This is a genomic window from Nocardia sp. CA-119907 (assembly GCF_050955995.1).
Lineage (GTDB): Bacteria > Actinomycetota > Actinomycetes > Mycobacteriales > Mycobacteriaceae > Nocardia.
Genome location: NZ_CP192091.1, coordinates 1289063 through 1304313 on the forward strand (window position 1 = coordinate 1289063; position 15251 = coordinate 1304313).

The window sequence follows — 15251 nt, forward strand, 5'->3', positions numbered from 1 at the left end:
GGTAACATGTCAATGTTTACGCATGGAGGACCCATGTCCGAGGACATGAAGGGCAATGTGTTCATCACCGGCTCCGCTGGCGGCATCGGTGCGGCCATCACCGATCTGCTTGTCCGCCAGGGCTATACCGTTTACGCGGGTGTGCACTCCGATCGGCGCTCCGGATCCGGTAGCCGGGCGGTACCGATCGATGTGACCGACCCCGACAGCGTCGCCGCTGCGGCCGAACAAGTGGCGTCCGAGGTGGGCCCGGCGGGTCTGCGCGCGGTGATCAACAATGCCGGGATCATCGTGCAGGGACCACTGGAACTGGTCTCGCCCGATCAGCTGCGACTTCAGTTCGCGGTCAACACTTTCGGCCCCGCTTACGTCACCCAGGCATTCCTTCCGCTGCTGCGCGCAGGGGGCGGGCGGGTGATCAATATCAGCGCCCCGACGGCCCGGTTGCCGATACCGTTCCTGGCCCCGATTTCCGCGAGCAAGGCGGCGCTGTCATCGCTGTCGGATGCATTGCGACTGGAGTTGCGGGCGTGGCGAATTCCGGTGGTCGTCGTCGAACCGAGCGCCACGCAGACCGAGATCTTCACCAAGGCGGAGCAATCCGCACAGGCCGCACTGGTCGCTGCCGATCCCACGCGGACAGCGCTGTACCAGCACCAACTCGCCGCGGTCGCGAAAACGTCGGCCGCGACCAAGATGGAACCGGTGGCTCCGGTGGCGAAGACGGTCGCCGCCGCGGTCTCGGCACGCGCGCCGAAGCGTCGCTACTCGGTCGGCGGTGGAGCCCGCATGCTCGGCCTGCTCACCCACCTACCGCCGGCGCTGCGCGAGCGAGCGCTCATCGCCGCCGCTGGCCTCGGCGCCGCGGCCCGTGCCGACGGTGCGCGATGAGTCAGCGCACGATCGTGCTGGTCGGCGCGACATCGGGAATCGGGCGGGAAGCCGCGGGCGCATTCGCCGCCGCCGGTCACCGGCTGATATTGATCGGACGGGATCCACAGCGGGTGCGCGACCTGCGGGCGGCGTTGCCGACCGCGACGGTGATCGCTGCCGATGTCGCGACCAAGGCCGGAATCGACAGTGCCGCACAGCAAATCGCCGAAGCTGTCGACCGGATCGATACCCTGATCAACAATGCGGGTGTCATGTCGCAACAGCGGACGGTCACCCCGGAGGGAATCGAACAGAACTTCGCCGTCCATCATCTCGCCCCGTATTCGATGACGAGTGCGCTACTGCCATTGCTGCGGCAGGGCGGCGGCCGGGTCGTCAATGTCAATTCCGAGGGCCATCGGGCGGCGCTGCTGCGCTCGGACCCCATCGATATCGAGTTCGAAGATCTCTACAGCACAAGGGATTACCACATCTTCGTCGCCTACAGCCGCAGCAAGCTCGCCAATCTCCACTTCAGCTACGAATTGCACCGCCGATATCCCGAACTCGAGGTCGTCGCGGTGCACCCGGGGATGGTTCGCACCGATCTGGTGCGGGGCTTCTCCGGGCCGCGGATGTTGGCGATGCGCACGCTCTCGCGCGCGATTTCGTTGCCGACCAGCGAAGGTGCGGGTCCGATCGTCCACTTGGCCACCGAATCCGAGATTCGACGCGGCGCCTATTACAACCGGTACAGCCCGGAGCAGTCCTCGCCCGCCTCTTATGATCTCGACACCTCGCGACGGCTGTGGGAGGTCACCGAACAGTTGCGCGGCCTGTTCTCCTGACTGAAACCGCCTGCTGTAATGCCGCTGCAGCCCGGCCGGGACGCCACCGCCAGCTGGACGCCGACGACCAGCAGCACGCACAAAGTCTGCATGCGCGGCAACTCGGGCGGGTTCGGCCATCCGCATCGGCCCGACATCCGTCGATGTCGTCGACCAAGCGCCAGATGGTGCGAGCGTCGAGACTGTTGCCGAGATAGGTCGATCGACCGATGTGGGGGATCGGGGCCGAGATTCACCATTGGCGACACCGACTCGAAAGTCGGGTGTAGCCAACGAAAGAAAACTCATGACCCGATCAACTCGACGCGGCGTGCGGCGCCGTGCCGTCGGCGCCTTGGCGGCCGTCGGAATCATTGTGCTCAGCGGGACAGTGGGTGGCCTCGGAGTGCCGTTCGCCGGTGCCTCCAGCCATCGCGAGGCCCCGCTGATCGCTGGCGATCCAGCGGTGGACAACACCGACGTATATGCGTTCGTCAGCCCCGATAAGCCCGATACGGTGACGATCATCGCCAACTGGTTCGGGCTGCAGGAACCCAATGGCGGTCCGAATTTCTATCCCTGGGCCACCGAGGCAAATTACGACATCAATATCGACAACGACGGCAACGGGAAACCGGATATCAGCTACCGGGTTACCTTCACCAACGACGATCGTCGCGGCGCTGGCACCTTCCTGTACAACAACGGGCCGGTCACCGACCTGAACGATGAGAACCTGCTCTTCCGGCAGAACTACACGCTATCGGTCAGCCATGGTGCCAACGACTGGCGTCCGATCGTGCACGGCCAAGCGGCGCCGTCGTATACCGGTTCGGCCTCGATACCCGATTACGCGCCGCTGCGTCAGCAGGCGACCCATGCGCTGCCAGGTGGCGGCTCGGTGTACGTCGGCGCCGCGGAGGATCCGTTCTTCCTCGATCTGCGGGTGTTCGACCTGCTCTACGGTGGCAATCTGTCCGAGGTCGGTACCGATACGCTCGCCGGTTACAACGTCAATACCGTTGTACTGCAGGTGCCGAGGCGCGATCTCGCACTGCGCGGTGACCCGGTGCGCAACCCCGTGATCGGGGTGTGGAGCGATACCGAGCGCCGCTCATTGCAGCTCAGCCCCGGTGCCGCGACCGCGGTCGGCGAGGCGGTGCAGGTATCGCGGCTCGGCAATCCGCTGGTGAACGAGGTGGTCATGCCGGTCGGGCTGAAGGACGCGTTCAACGGGTTGTCGCCGAGTAAGGACGCGACGATTCCCGAGGTGGTCGCTCGGGTCACCGATCCCGAGCTGGCGAAACTGATCCAGTCGGTCTATCAGGTGCCCGCACCCGCCGCCCCGCGCAACGACCTGGTGGAGATCTTCCTGACCGGGATCGCGAAGAAGGCGCCGACGCTGGACGGCAGCGCGCCGCCCATTCAGGCGGATCTGAACTCGCAGGTCCTCAATGCCGATGTCGATCCCAAGGCATTCCAGCCATCGGAGATGCTGCGGTTGAACATGTCGGTGCCGCCGACGCCACAGCCGAACCGGCTCGGCGTGCTCGGCGCTGATCTGCAGGGATTCCCCAATGGCCGGCGACTGGCCGACGATGTGGTCGATATCGCGGTGCAGGCCATGGAGGGTGCGGCGCAGACCGGCAAACTGGTGGACGCGCTGGCCGCCGGGGACAAGGTCGATGCCAACGATGTGGCGTTTTCCAATGTCTTCCCGTATGTCGCGCTGCCATCGCGGGGGAAGGCCGGATCGTCGGTGGCTGGCGCCGGGCCGTCCAATAACGCCGGGCCGGCGGCGGGCGGCACCAAACCCGCTGCGGCACAACAGGACGACGGCGGGGTGCCGGTGCTGCCGATCGCCGCTGGCGGGGTCGGTGCCAGTGCGGCGCTGGTCGCCGGTGGCTGGCTGTGGTTGCGCCGCAGGCGAGCCGCTGGGCTCAACACACCGCTGAGCGGGCTCGATACGCCACCGAGCGAATGACATCCGCACCCGGGTAGCGGGACACCGCTACCCGGGTGATCACCCACCCCGCACCATCCGAGGTCCGAACATGTCCGAAATCCCTTCCCGCCTGCGCCGCAAGCCCGCGCTCGGCACGCTCGTGGTGATCCTGTTGATCACCGCCGTCCTCGGGACGGCCGCGGCATTCACCGGCGGGTCATCGCAGACCGCCGCGCAGTCCACCCAACCCATCGAACCGTTGGCCGTGCAGATCGACCAGAAGCGGCGACAACTGGACCGGGTGCCCGGCTATGCGGCGGGCTGGGCCGCGCTGGGCGCCTCCTACGTCGAATTGGCCCGGATCACCGGCGATCCAAGGAATTACGGTGAGGCGCAGCGGGCGCTGGACCGATCGATGGAGTTGCAACCCGACAACAATGCCGAGGCGCTGACCGGGCTCGGTGTGCTCGCCAACGCACGGCACGAATTCACCGCCGCGCGCCGTTATGCGGAGCAGGCCGTCGTACTGCGGCCGGACAGCGCCGAGGTATACGGCGTCCTCGTCGACGCGCTGACCCAACTCGGCGATACCGACGCCGCGACGGCGGCCGTCCAGCGGATGCTCGACCTGCGTCCCGGTGTACCGTCCTTCACCCGCGCCGCCTACGACCTCGAACTGCACGGTCGCACCGAGGATGCGATGAACGCATTGCGGATGGCACTCGGCGCGGCGAATACCGCCGATCAGATCGCCTTCTGCCGCTACCATCTCGGCGAGCTCGCATTCAATAGCGGGCAGCTCGACGACGCCGAAAGTCAGTATCGCTCCGGCCTTTTGGCAAATCCGGACAGTGCGGCGCTGCAGCAGGGGCAGGCCAAGGTATTCGCGGCACGTGGCGACCTCGAACGGGGGATCGCGCAGTACGCGGCACTGACCACCCGTGCGCCGCTGCCGGAGTACCTGATCGAATTCGGCGAACTGCTCGACGCCGCGGGCCGACCCGAGCAGGCCGCTGTCGAGTACCGCCAGGTCGCCGAGCAGTTCCGGGCACTGGCGGCACAAGGCACGACCGACTACGTGGACGCCGCCCTGCTCGCCGCCGAGCACGGCGACCCAGCCGAGGCAGTGCGGCTGGCGCAGTTGGAATACGGCCGCCGCCAGAGCATTATCACCACCGACGTACTCGCCTGGTCACTGCACAAGGCCGGACGCGATGAGGAGGCGATCGGCTACGCCGACCGTACCGTCGCCCTCGGCTGGCGCAGCGCCACCCTCGCCTACCACCGCGGCATGATCCTCGCGGCGCTCGGCCGCGCCGATGCGGCGGCCAGCGCGCTGTCGGAGGCATTGCGGATAAATCCGGACTTCTCCCCGCTGCATGCTCCCCGGGCTCGGCAAGCGCTCGATTCGCTCGGCGGCCCGCGATGATCCGGTGTATGCCGACTCCCGCCCGCTGCCACACCGCGAGCTGTCCGGTAGTCAACAGGGCGCAACTCGGCCGCGCGGCACGAGGTGCCGAGGCGCCACCGGCGCGGCCGAGTTGCTCGACGGCACCGTCGGCGATGACGGCACCGCCACGTGGTTACACCAATTCGGGTACGCGCAGGTGGGCGAGTGCCAATTCGAACTCGCCGATGTCGGTCACCTCCATACCGGCTTGCCCAGCGATTCGGTCCCGCATGGCGGTCGCCTGGTCGCGGTTGCGGTCCATCGCATCGGCGTTGTCGAAGGTGACAGACGAAACGCCCCGCCCGGATGCCCGGTCGACCAGCAGACTGGCGCTGCAGAACCCCTCGAGGCCTTCCATGGCGGGCAGGGCTTGGGACTTATAGGTGTCGATCGCCGAGTCGGCCCGAGACGGGTCCATCTTGCTCCAGACCACGCGAGCACACGCGCCCTCCCGCGAGCGGTGGTCCCGATGCAATGCGGCAATCTCCCAGTGTTCGATCATTGCGCCGCCGCGGAACGTCTCGGCGGCACGATCGCGGATCGCGCGAACGCGGTCCGCGCTTTCGCGCATCGCGTCCTCGGTTTCCCATGCGGTCGTCGCGATGCACCGGCCGGATTTCCGGTCGACCAGCAGCGACAGTCCGATACAGCCGGGGATGTCTTCCAGAGCGGGCATTGTTACGTCGCGAACGTGCGCAATCCCGGCGTCGATAGCGGAGGGTTGCGCCTGAATAGTGGTAGAACGTGCGTACACGATCCACCCCCTCGGGGTGTTCAGGGCAGCGCCCCGATGGCGCCACCGGTACGTTCACACTGCTCCGACACGCCCGCAATGGCAATAGCGGATTGCCTTCCAGCACACTCTCCGCAACTTGCCGCGATCGACAGCGGGATGCGCATCTTCGTACTGTAGAACATATGAGCGAACAGGAGTTGGTCGGCCGATCCGGCTTACCTGCGGGGGTGCGGGAGTTTCGGGGCGACTTCGAAGGGCATATCACCGTGCGGGCCGGGGCAACATGGGTGGATGCGCTCGAAAGGTATGCGGGGCAGCGGAATATGAAGTTCACCCATATCGTGCTGGCGCGGGGACGGGTATGCGATCAGCCCATGGTGACGGTGCGGCGGTCCGGAACGCTTGCGGCGGTGCGGGATTCGATATCCGAACTGGTCGAGGACATGCGCGACGCCGGGTTCGCCGTTGTGCGGGTGAAGCTCGAGGCTTCGCCGTGGGCCGAGGGGGTGCCCGAAAACGATATTGCGGCCAGGGAACTGGGCGCGGGGTATTACTTCGAGCATCACATCAAGCTGGTGCTCGATGCCGAGGACGACCTCGCTCGACTGTCCGCGATATTTCCTCGCGGCGGCCAATGGCGTCGACTGGCGCGAATTCGTCGAGCAGCACCCGCATTTGGCCTATGCGCACCAGGAATTCGTCTGGCGGTTCGCGGCCGGTCTCATCCCGACACTGCCGTACGAGACGCGGGCGCTGTACCGCACACTGCTCACCGACCGCGCGGAGGAGGTGTCCGAACTGCGCGCCGCGCTGGCCTCGGGCGGCTTGTCCGCGGTTGCCGAACGGATCGCCGAATCCGATTGGTCAGCCTTCGAACAGGTGGTGCTGGTTCGCAAACTGCTCGGCCGCGCAGAATGCTCGCTGCATCAGGCCGCTGATCTGGTGGCCGCGATACAGCCCAGGCTGGTGCGAGATGCGGGCGACTATCGCGGGCTCGGCGATCCGCATCGAATCGCGACGGCGCTGGCTCCCTACATCTCCGCACCTCGTCCACCGACCGGAACAACGGTCGGTGGACGATGGGCAGATCGAAGGTCTGTCGAATCTGATGGGGGAGATGCGCACGCGTCTGTTCGCCCGTGACGATGCGGCGCCCCACCTCGGCCCCAGCCCGGATATTCACCCGGAAAGTCGCCGTGGGCCGGGAGGGCGAGAATGTTGTTCCATCGCCGAACTGTGCATGCCCCCTCGCCGAGCTCAGCGCCGACGCCGATGACCCGGCGATCCCGCACGCCGCTGCGCGCATCGGCGTTGGCGCGAAAGTTGCAGCGATAAAGGCTATTTCGTGGCTGCCGCGAGTTCGATCAGGCGGGCGCGGATGATATCGGGGCGCTCATCGGCGACGAAATGTCCACAGCCGGTGACGGGTTCGAAGGTGTAGTCGTCGGCTTTGGCGGTATCGGCGGCGGCGAGGGAAGGGTGCACGGCGACGTCGTCGACGCCGAAGACCGCACGAATCGGGATGGCGATGCGGCGGCGTTCCGGATTGCGTGCGGCATCGGGGACTTCGCGCAGCCAGAAGGTTCGGTAGGTGTCGGTGGCGGCGCGGGCGCAGACCGGATCGCGGAAGCGGTCGGCGAAGACGCGCACCGCCTCGGGGCCGAAGGCGCTGTGGTCGGTGATCGCGGCGCCGATGACCCGTTCGAGGAATTTGGTGCGCTGTTGCAATGGCACACCCACGGTGGCGACCAGCGGTTGATAGGTGAGGAAGCGCCAGAGATGGCGCAATACCGTCGGTACCGGAACCCACGGATGCGCCATATTCAGCACGAGATAGCCGTCGAAGCGCTCGGGTTCGCGCAGCACCATGCGATATCCGACGTAACCGCCCCAGTCGTGGCCGACCAGCAGCGCGCGGTCCAGGCCGAGCGCATCGAGGAGTGCGAGCACATCGGAGGCGACGTCCTCCTTCGCCCACCGATGCGGCGCGGGGCCCGACCAGCCGTAGCCCGGCAGATCGGGCGCGATGATCCGGAGCCCATCGGGTGGGTCGGCGAGCAAGTGTCGGTAGGCGTAATGGTGCTCCGGCCAGCCGTGCAGCAGCACGACCGGCCGACCGTCGACAGGTCCGGCCTCGGTGACGTGGAATCGGACATCGCGGGCGGTGATGAACGACCGGCGCACACCGGGGATGACTGGCGGTTCGGAGACAGCGGTACCGTCGGTAACGGGCATACGGTCACCATAGTTCGCTGGGGGTCTGCCGAACACCTTCCACGGTCGGATACGAACACCTCCCGTGGGCGGATGGCGAACTCTTCGCGCCGCTGGACCACGCTCGACCGGAGGATCACACTGGAGATGTGTTCCAGCGGATCGTGGTGGGATACGACGACTCGCCCGGCGCCCGCAAGGCTCTTCGGATCGCGCTCGAGTTGGCCGCCGCGCACAAATCCGCGCTCACCGTCGTCGCCGTGGAGGAGCATCGGCCGCTCTACCGGCCGGTGATCGGTGAGATCGAGGAGGAGCGCTCGGTCGAGGAGGAGACCAGCCGCCGTTGGCTGGCCGCGGCCACCGCGACGGCAGCCGAACGCGGCATCGCCATCGAAGCCGAGATCCGCGCCGGACACCCCGCACATGAACTCGCCATCGCCGCAACGCATCACGAAGCGGATCTGCTCGTCCTGGGCCGCAGCGGACATTCGGCGATCTGGGGTCGCTTCATCGGTGCGACCGCCGAGAAGGCCGCCCGACACGCCGATTGCTCGGTGCTCATCGCCCAGGACGGGCATGCGCCGAAGTGAGTCGCTGCGCGGCGTGACGTTCGACGCCGCGATCCGGCCGCGAACGGTAGATTGCCGCCATGGCACTGCCCCGGGAATTTCTCGATATCGCTGCGCGGGTGAACAACTGGGGACGCTGGGGCGATGACGACGAGATCGGCACACTCAATCTGATCACCGACGAGGTCGTCCGGAATGCCGCGGCCACGGTGCGCACCGGGCGGCGGGTCGCATTGGCGGTTCCGTTGCAGCAGAACGGAATACAGACCGGACTGATACCGGGCCGGGTCGATCCGCTGCATTCGATGATCGCGCTGAACTGGGAGATGTTCGGCCCCGAACTGGTCGCCACCAGCGACGACGTTGTGACAATGGGACTGCAGGCCGCCACCCACTGGGATGCGCTGACCCATGTCTCGCATTCGGGCCGGATCTACAACGGACGTCCGGCCGACACCATCACCGCGCACGGCGGCGCCGCCTTCAGCGGAATCGATAAGGCCCGCCCTATCGTCTCGCGCGGTGTCCTGCTCGATATCGCGGCGGCCCACGGTGTCGGTCGCCTCCCCGGCGATCACGCCGTCGGACCCGAGGACCTGCTGGCCGCCGAGGAATTGGCGCGCACCCGGGTCCGTGCCGGGGATGTGGTGCTGGTGCGGACCGGCCAGATGCGGTTGTATCTGGCGGGCGACAAACAGGGGTATGCCGTTCCCGCACCGGGACTTTCGGTGCGCAGTCCGGAATGGTTCCACGCCCGCGATGTCGCGGCCGTCGCGAACGACACCCTGACATTCGAGATCTTCCCGCCGGAGTTCGAGAACGGGTGGCTGGCGGTGCATGCACTGCACCTGGTCGAGATGGGCATGCTGCAGGGGCAGAACTGGAATCTCGAGGAGCTGTCGCGGATCTGTGCCGCGGAGGGGCGCTACGAATTCCTGCTCAGCGCCATGCCCGAGCCGTTCGTCGGCGCCACTGGGACACCGGTCGCACCGGTCGCGATCTTCTGACCAACGGTGCCGACCCGCACCACTGGGACACGCCGAGCCAGCTCGGCGACGGAAAACCAGGTGAATCGAGCACTGCCGGCGGGGTAGGAATTGCTCATGCCGTCTGACTTCGCCGCCGGTTTGTTCGCAGGACAGGATCTCGCAGCGCGCGTCGAGCACGCCGAATGCACCCTGATCGCGGAAGGTGCCCGCGCGGCCGCGCGCCGGGACCCGCGGGAGCGAGTGCTGCTGCACCCCATCGGCAGCGGCGTCGCGGTGTGGGCGGGTGCGGGATCGCCGCTCGACAAGGTTGTCGGCGTCGGTATGGGCGGTGCGTTCGACGACGCCGACATGGATGCCGTCGAACAGGCCTTCGCCGAGCGCGACGCACCGGTGCAGTTCGAGGTGTCGACCCTCGCCGATCCCGCCGTCGTCGAATGCCTCACTCGTCGTGGCTATGTGCTGTTCGGATTCGAGAACGTCCTCGGTCTGCGACTCGACCCCGACCGGCGTGCACAGCTGGCCGATGGCGTGGAGATCCGCGATGTCGGCCACGAGGAATTCGATACCTGGGTGAATGTCGTTGTGGACGGCTTCGCCACGCCGGATACCCAGGGCGTCGCCTCGCACGAGGAGTTCCCGCGCGAGGCGATCGAGCGCGCCGAGCGGGACCTCACCGCGACAACCGGTTTCGTCGGTTCGCTGGCCTGGATCGACGGCGTGCCCGCCGGAGGCGCGAGCCTGCGCCTCACCGACGGCATTGCCCAACTGTGTGGTGCGGCGACCCTGCCCGAATTCCGCCGACGCGGGGTACAGGCATCATTGCTGTCGATGCGCCTCGCCGCCGCCGCGGCCGCGGGCTGTGACCTCGCGGTGGTGACCACACTGCCCGGTTCGAAATCCCAGCAGAACGTGCAGAAGCTGGGCTTCCAGCTGCTCTTTCCGCGCGCCATCCTGGTCCGCTAGTACCGGCCGAAGGCGAGCGCGACATTGTGCCCGCCGAATCCGAACGAATTGTTGATCGCGTACTCGATCTCCTGGTGGCGCGCCTCACCGTGTACCACATCGAGATCGATCTCGGGATCGAGGTTTTCCAGGTTCAGGGTCGGCGGCACGACGCCGTCGCGGATGCTGAGCACGGTCAGGATCGATTCGAGTGCGCCCACCGCGCCGATGGAATGTCCCAGTGCGGATTTCGGTGCGTAGACCGAGGCATGGTTGCCGACCGCCTTGTTGATGGCGCGGGCCTCGGCGACATCGCCGATCGGTGTCGCGGTGGCGTGCGCGTTGATGTGGGTGATGTCCTTCGCCGTCAGACCCGCGGTCTGCATCGCCCGGGTCATCGCGCGGGCGGCGCCATCGCCATCCGGCGCCGGAGCCACCAAATGGTAGCCATCGGAGGTGATTCCGGCGCCGAGCAGCCGCGCGTGAATGGTCGCGCCGCGCGCCTTGGCGTGCTCCTCGGTTTCCAGCACCATCAGCGCACCGGCCTCGCCGAAGACGAAGCCGTCGCGATCCTTGTCGAACGGACGTGAGGCGCCCTTCGGGTCATCGTTGCGGGTGCTCATGGCGCGCATCATGGTGAATGCCGCGATCGGCAGGACATCGATGTAGCCTTCGACACCGCCGGTGACGACCATATCGGCGTCACCCATCGCGATCATGCGCCACGCGTTGGCGATCGCCTCCGAACCGGACGAGCACGCCGAAACCGGGGTGATCACTCCGGCCCTGGCCTTCAGTTCCAGACCGACGACGGCCGACGGGCCATTGGGCATGATCATCTGCACGGCCAGCGGCGAGATCTTGCGATAGCCACCGTTCTTCAATTTGCTGTTCGCATCGGTGATCGCATCCGCGCCACCGATGCCGGTACCGATCGCCACCCCGAGTCGCTCGGGATCCACCTCCGGACTGCCGGCATTGCGCCATACCTCCCGACCGAGGACGGTCGCGAGCTGTTCGACATAGGCCATGCGGCGCTGCTCGACCCGGGTCAGCAGAGTGTCCGGCCGCACCTTCAGGTGCCCGCCGATGCGCACCGGAAGTTCGTACTCCTCGATGAACGGATCGTCCAGCTCCTCGATTCCGCTCTCGCCGTTGAGGAGTCCCTTCCACGTGGCATCGACATCGCCAGCGATCGAGGTGGTCGCCGCGAGGCTCGTCACGACGACGTTCGGGAATCGTCCATCGGCGGCAAAGAGGTTACGCACGAGCGTCACTCCTGATTTCTCTTCCGGTAACTCGGTTTCGGTGTCCTGACGAGTGCCTTATGCGAAGCGAACAGGCGTACAGCCTTGCCGCCGCAACCCGACATCATTGTCGAGCGGTATCGTCGTTGGCGTTTCCCGGTGCTGGGCAGGGTGTCGAAACACATTGCTGAGCAGGCGTTTTCGTCGGACATCGTTTCGGAAAGAGCTTACCGGCGCGGTTTGATCACGGTATGCCCGTATTTACGAACCTTCGGCCCGGCTCTTGTGGGAACCCTCCAAAGTTGCCGAAATCGGACGCGTCCGCGGCCGGATCGGGCATACTCTGCCGGTCCGCCGACCGGCGCGCGCTGGCCGATTCGGTCGCCATTACTCGGGCGGATGTGCAATCTTGTTATTGCACAACGGCATTGATAGGGCTGCTGGCCCGGCAAATTTTGAAGGTCGCCCGAGCGGCACCGGCAAAGGGGTGTGGCGAGATCATGGTGTCGTCGAACGCAGCTGATCCCGGCGGCAATACCGCCGCGCTTCGCACCGGCATGCGCCGAAGCCGGAACCGTTCGGCCGCTCCACTATGGCCTGGGATGATCCCGCCCGGATCGGCGCCACGGGTCCTACCGGGGCCGCGCCGACCACGCCGGAAACGACGCCCGCGGCACCGGCCCTGGCTGGTCGGCAGCGCGGCCTTCTTCGGGACGCTGGCGGCGGTGGCGCTGGTGCTGGTGTACACGGCCGAGGCGAGCAATACCCGGCAGTCGACGGCGACGATCACCGATCCGGTGCTCGGCGGCGGCCCGAACTGCGAACCGACCCGCACCGAACAGTTGGTGCGCGGCAATGGCACCGGTTCGACGAAATCGGGTCCGGACGTGATCCTCGCCTTCCAATACGCCTACTACGTAACCCGGTCCGGCTCGGACGCCCGATCGCTGACCAGCCCGGACGCCGGGGTGTCGGCCATCCAACTGATCGATGCCGGGATCAAATCCGTTCCGCTCGGCACCCAGCACTGCGTACTGATCACGCCGATGCTCGACGGACGCTTCGATGTCGTGATCACCGAGGTCCGGCCCGACTCGACGGTGCGCACGTACCGGCAGTTCGTGAGTGTCGCACCGCGCGAGGGCAGCACCGTCATCACCAAGATCACGCCGCCGTCCTGATCCACGGTGCGGTTCGCCGAGCGGGCGCGCCGGTTCTCCGCGAAGGATCAGCTGCTGCCGGCAGGTAGGCCAGCGGCGCTCGCCGCGGCGGCGAGCACCGATTCGAGCATCTCGGGCGTGAGCCGGCCGGTGAAGGTGTTCTGCTGGCTGACGTGGTAGCAGCCGAACAGGTGCAGTGGCGCGCGACCGGCGGCGCTCGGCGCGAATACGACATGGGCGCCGTGCCCGAATTTGGGATGTGGGCGCGGCACGGTCCAGCCCGACGACGCGAGTGCGGGAAGCAGGGCCTGCCAGCCGAACGCACCGAGTGCCACCACCGCCCGCAATGTCGGTGCGAGCAGGCCCAATTCGGTTTCCAGCCAGTGTCTGCAGCGGTCGCGCTCGTCGGGGGTCGGCTTATTGTCCGGCGGTGCGCAGTGCACCGGTGCGGTGACGCGCGCTCCGATGAGCCGCAGCCCGTCGTCGCGGTGCACCGCCGTCGGCTGATTGGTCAGCCCGACGTTGTACATGGCGGCATAGAGGAAATCTCCACTGCGGTCGCCGGTGAACATCCGGCCGGTCCGGTTGCCGCCGTGCGCGGCCGGGGCCAGGCCGACGATGAGCAACCGAGCGTCATCCGGACCGTAGCCGGGAACTGCCCTGCCCCAGTAGGTCTCGTCGCGGTAGGCCGCGCGCTTCTCCCTGGCCGCCCGCTCCCGCCAGGCGACCAGCCGCGGACAGGCGAAGCAGTCGGCGACCGCGGCGTCGAGTTCGGCGATGGTCTCGCACACGATGGTTATTCGATCACACGGTGCGGGTGGTCACGTGGGTGACAGCGCGCCGCTGAGATGGTCATATGCGATGTGCGCATGTAGCCGACCCCCGGTGACCAGTGGCCCGTCATCGGCATAGAAGTGCGGATTGTGGTTCATCGCCATACCCCGGCCACCGGGAACGGGGACGGGCCTACCGGTTTTCGGGTCCAGTTCGCAATCCTGCACGCCGAGCGTCACGTAGAGACCGCCGAATTTGTCGACGAACTCGGAGACGTCGTCATACCCCAGTGTCGGAATGGTCGGGGTGACCTTATCGGCCCCGGCGACGCGCCGGAATGTCGGCAGTCCCGCCTCGATCCACTCCTCGGAGTTGTGCACGGCGGGCACATCCTGGAGGTATTCGACTGTCGCCGAACAGTTATAGGCCTGCGCCGAATGCGCAGCGAGAGTGTCGAGGCGCTTCTGGATATCGACCATATCGGTCTCGACGGCGCAGCGGATGGTGCCCCACAGCGTGACGGTCTGCCCGATGATGTTGAACCGGCCCACATCCTGCACGTGGCCGATGCTGACGGTGCAGGGATCGAATGCATTGATCTGCCGGTAGAGCTGGCCGATGCCGGTGATGACCGCGCCAGCGGCGGGCATCGGGTCCACGCCCATCCACGGTGTCGACCCGTGCACCTGGTGGCCCGTGATGGTGATCTGCACCAGACAGGAGGCGCCGAACTGGTTGCCGATCCGATATCCGATGTAGCCCTTGGGATATGGCGTGACATGGAAGCCGAATGCCATGGTCGGGGCCGGATCGTCGAGTGCGCCTTCGGCGAGCATCTGCTTCGCGCCGCCCTTCTCGTCCACCGGCGGCCCCTCCTCGGCGGGTTGGAAGACGAACAGCACTGTCCCCGGCAGCTGATCGCGCACGCCGGTCAGTACCGAGGCCGCGCCCATCAGCATCGCGGTATGGCAGTCGTGGCCGCAGGCGTGCGAGACCGGGAACGGTCCGCCGGGATAGTCGTTGTCCACCACCGTCGATGCGAAATCGACACCGCACAGATCGGGTACCGGCAGCGCGTCGATATCGGCGCGCAGCGCGATCGTCCGGTCGCCGCCCGCGCCGCCGCGCAACACGCCGACAATGCCGTGTCCGGCGATGCCGGTGCGCACCTCGTCCAGGTCGAGCGAGCGCAGGTGGTCGGCGATGAGTGCGGCGGTATTCGACTCCCGGTTGGACAGCTCGGGATGTTGGTGCAGGTGGTGTCGCCACTGGATGACCTGATCGGCCACTTGCGCCGCGCGCCTGTCCAATTCGTCGTAGATCGCGTCCGCGGTCATCTGAACTCCGTTCGTTGTGTTTGGAAGCCACACGATCAGCGATAGACGAAACGGTCATGTCCACTATGCATCGATTGCCGATCGTTTGCGTACAGGTCGTGCGACCAGTTCGACTGGCCGTGCGCGGCGGGTAACGACCCGGACATGTGAGCCTGGCCACCGGGGGCGAGTTGATAGCATGGCCTTTC

At 66.7% G+C, this 15251-nt stretch carries 14 protein-coding genes; 9 read left to right on the forward strand and 5 right to left on the reverse strand.

The window, feature by feature from the left end; translation table 11 throughout:
• Positions 1-33 precede the first annotated feature (33 nt).
• From ACQP2D_RS05895 to ACQP2D_RS05910, 4 genes are all read left to right on the forward strand, one after another.
• Positions 34-891, forward strand: a complete 858-nt coding sequence (locus ACQP2D_RS05895) for an SDR family NAD(P)-dependent oxidoreductase (RefSeq protein WP_433682697.1) — start codon at positions 34-36, stop codon at positions 889-891.
• On the forward strand, positions 888-1721 hold the full coding sequence (locus tag ACQP2D_RS05900) for an SDR family NAD(P)-dependent oxidoreductase (protein ID WP_433682698.1): 834 nt from the start codon (positions 888-890) through the stop codon (positions 1719-1721). The genes ACQP2D_RS05895 and ACQP2D_RS05900 overlap by 4 nt, the downstream gene beginning before the upstream one ends.
• A 286-nt stretch (positions 1722-2007) precedes the next feature.
• Positions 2008-3684: a DUF4331 domain-containing protein gene (locus tag ACQP2D_RS05905; protein WP_433682699.1), complete on the forward strand. Its 1677-nt coding sequence runs from the start codon at positions 2008-2010 to the stop codon at positions 3682-3684.
• Positions 3685-3754: 70 nt separating this feature from the next.
• Complete coding sequence (locus ACQP2D_RS05910; RefSeq protein ID WP_433682700.1) at positions 3755-5074, forward strand: tetratricopeptide repeat protein; 1320 nt, start codon at positions 3755-3757, stop codon at positions 5072-5074.
• 154 nt (positions 5075-5228) lie between these two features.
• Here the strand turns inward: ACQP2D_RS05910 and ACQP2D_RS05915 are convergent, their stop codons facing one another.
• Positions 5229-5849, reverse strand: coding sequence for an antibiotic biosynthesis monooxygenase (locus tag ACQP2D_RS05915; protein ID WP_433682701.1), 621 nt, complete (start codon positions 5847-5849; stop codon positions 5229-5231).
• A gap of 564 nt (positions 5850-6413) precedes the next feature.
• Between ACQP2D_RS05915 and ACQP2D_RS05920 the strand changes: the two genes are divergently transcribed.
• Positions 6414-6974 (forward strand): hypothetical protein, encoded by a 561-nt coding sequence (locus ACQP2D_RS05920; RefSeq protein ID WP_433682702.1) that lies wholly within the window; start codon positions 6414-6416, stop codon positions 6972-6974.
• A 195-nt stretch (positions 6975-7169) separates the two neighbouring features.
• Here ACQP2D_RS05920 and ACQP2D_RS05925 read toward each other — a convergent pair whose 3' ends face one another.
• Positions 7170-8066, reverse strand: a complete 897-nt coding sequence (locus ACQP2D_RS05925; protein WP_433682703.1) for an alpha/beta fold hydrolase — start codon at positions 8064-8066, stop codon at positions 7170-7172.
• 128 nt (positions 8067-8194) lie between these two features.
• Here ACQP2D_RS05925 and ACQP2D_RS05930 point away from each other — a divergent pair, with 128 nt between their 5' ends.
• The 3 genes from ACQP2D_RS05930 (at position 8195) to ACQP2D_RS05940 (ending at position 10566) form a co-directional block, all read left to right on the forward strand.
• Positions 8195-8635: a universal stress protein gene (locus tag ACQP2D_RS05930; protein ID WP_433682704.1), complete on the forward strand. Its 441-nt coding sequence runs from the start codon at positions 8195-8197 to the stop codon at positions 8633-8635.
• A gap of 59 nt (positions 8636-8694) precedes the next feature.
• Positions 8695-9621, forward strand: coding sequence for a cyclase family protein (locus ACQP2D_RS05935; RefSeq protein ID WP_433682705.1), 927 nt, complete (start codon positions 8695-8697; stop codon positions 9619-9621).
• A gap of 120 nt (positions 9622-9741) precedes the next feature.
• Positions 9742-10566: a GNAT family N-acetyltransferase gene (locus ACQP2D_RS05940; RefSeq protein ID WP_433685546.1), complete on the forward strand. Its 825-nt coding sequence runs from the start codon at positions 9742-9744 to the stop codon at positions 10564-10566.
• Here the strand turns inward: ACQP2D_RS05940 and ACQP2D_RS05945 are convergent.
• A complete protein-coding gene (locus ACQP2D_RS05945) occupies positions 10563-11813 on the reverse strand; it encodes a KasA/KasB family beta-ketoacyl-ACP synthase (protein ID WP_433682706.1) in 1251 nt (416 codons plus the stop codon). The two genes, ACQP2D_RS05940 and ACQP2D_RS05945, sit on opposite strands and share 4 nt — an antisense overlap.
• Positions 11814-12394: 581 nt before the next feature.
• On the opposite strand from ACQP2D_RS05945, the gene ACQP2D_RS05950 reads away from it, so the two are divergent.
• The gene (locus tag ACQP2D_RS05950; protein ID WP_433682707.1) at positions 12395-12973 is read left to right on the forward strand and encodes a hypothetical protein; all 579 of its coding nucleotides are present in this window, start codon (positions 12395-12397) and stop codon (positions 12971-12973) included.
• Positions 12974-13020: 47 nt separating this feature from the next.
• Here the strand turns inward: ACQP2D_RS05950 and ACQP2D_RS05955 are convergent, their stop codons facing one another.
• Both ACQP2D_RS05955 and ACQP2D_RS05960 read right to left on the reverse strand, forming a co-directional pair.
• On the reverse strand, positions 13021-13743 hold the full coding sequence (locus tag ACQP2D_RS05955) for a uracil-DNA glycosylase (RefSeq protein ID WP_433682708.1): 723 nt from the start codon (positions 13741-13743) through the stop codon (positions 13021-13023).
• Positions 13744-13773: 30 nt separating this feature from the next.
• Entirely contained in the window at positions 13774-15063 is a 1290-nt protein-coding gene (locus ACQP2D_RS05960; protein ID WP_433682709.1) for a M20 metallopeptidase family protein, read from the reverse strand.
• Positions 15064-15251 lie beyond the last annotated feature (188 nt).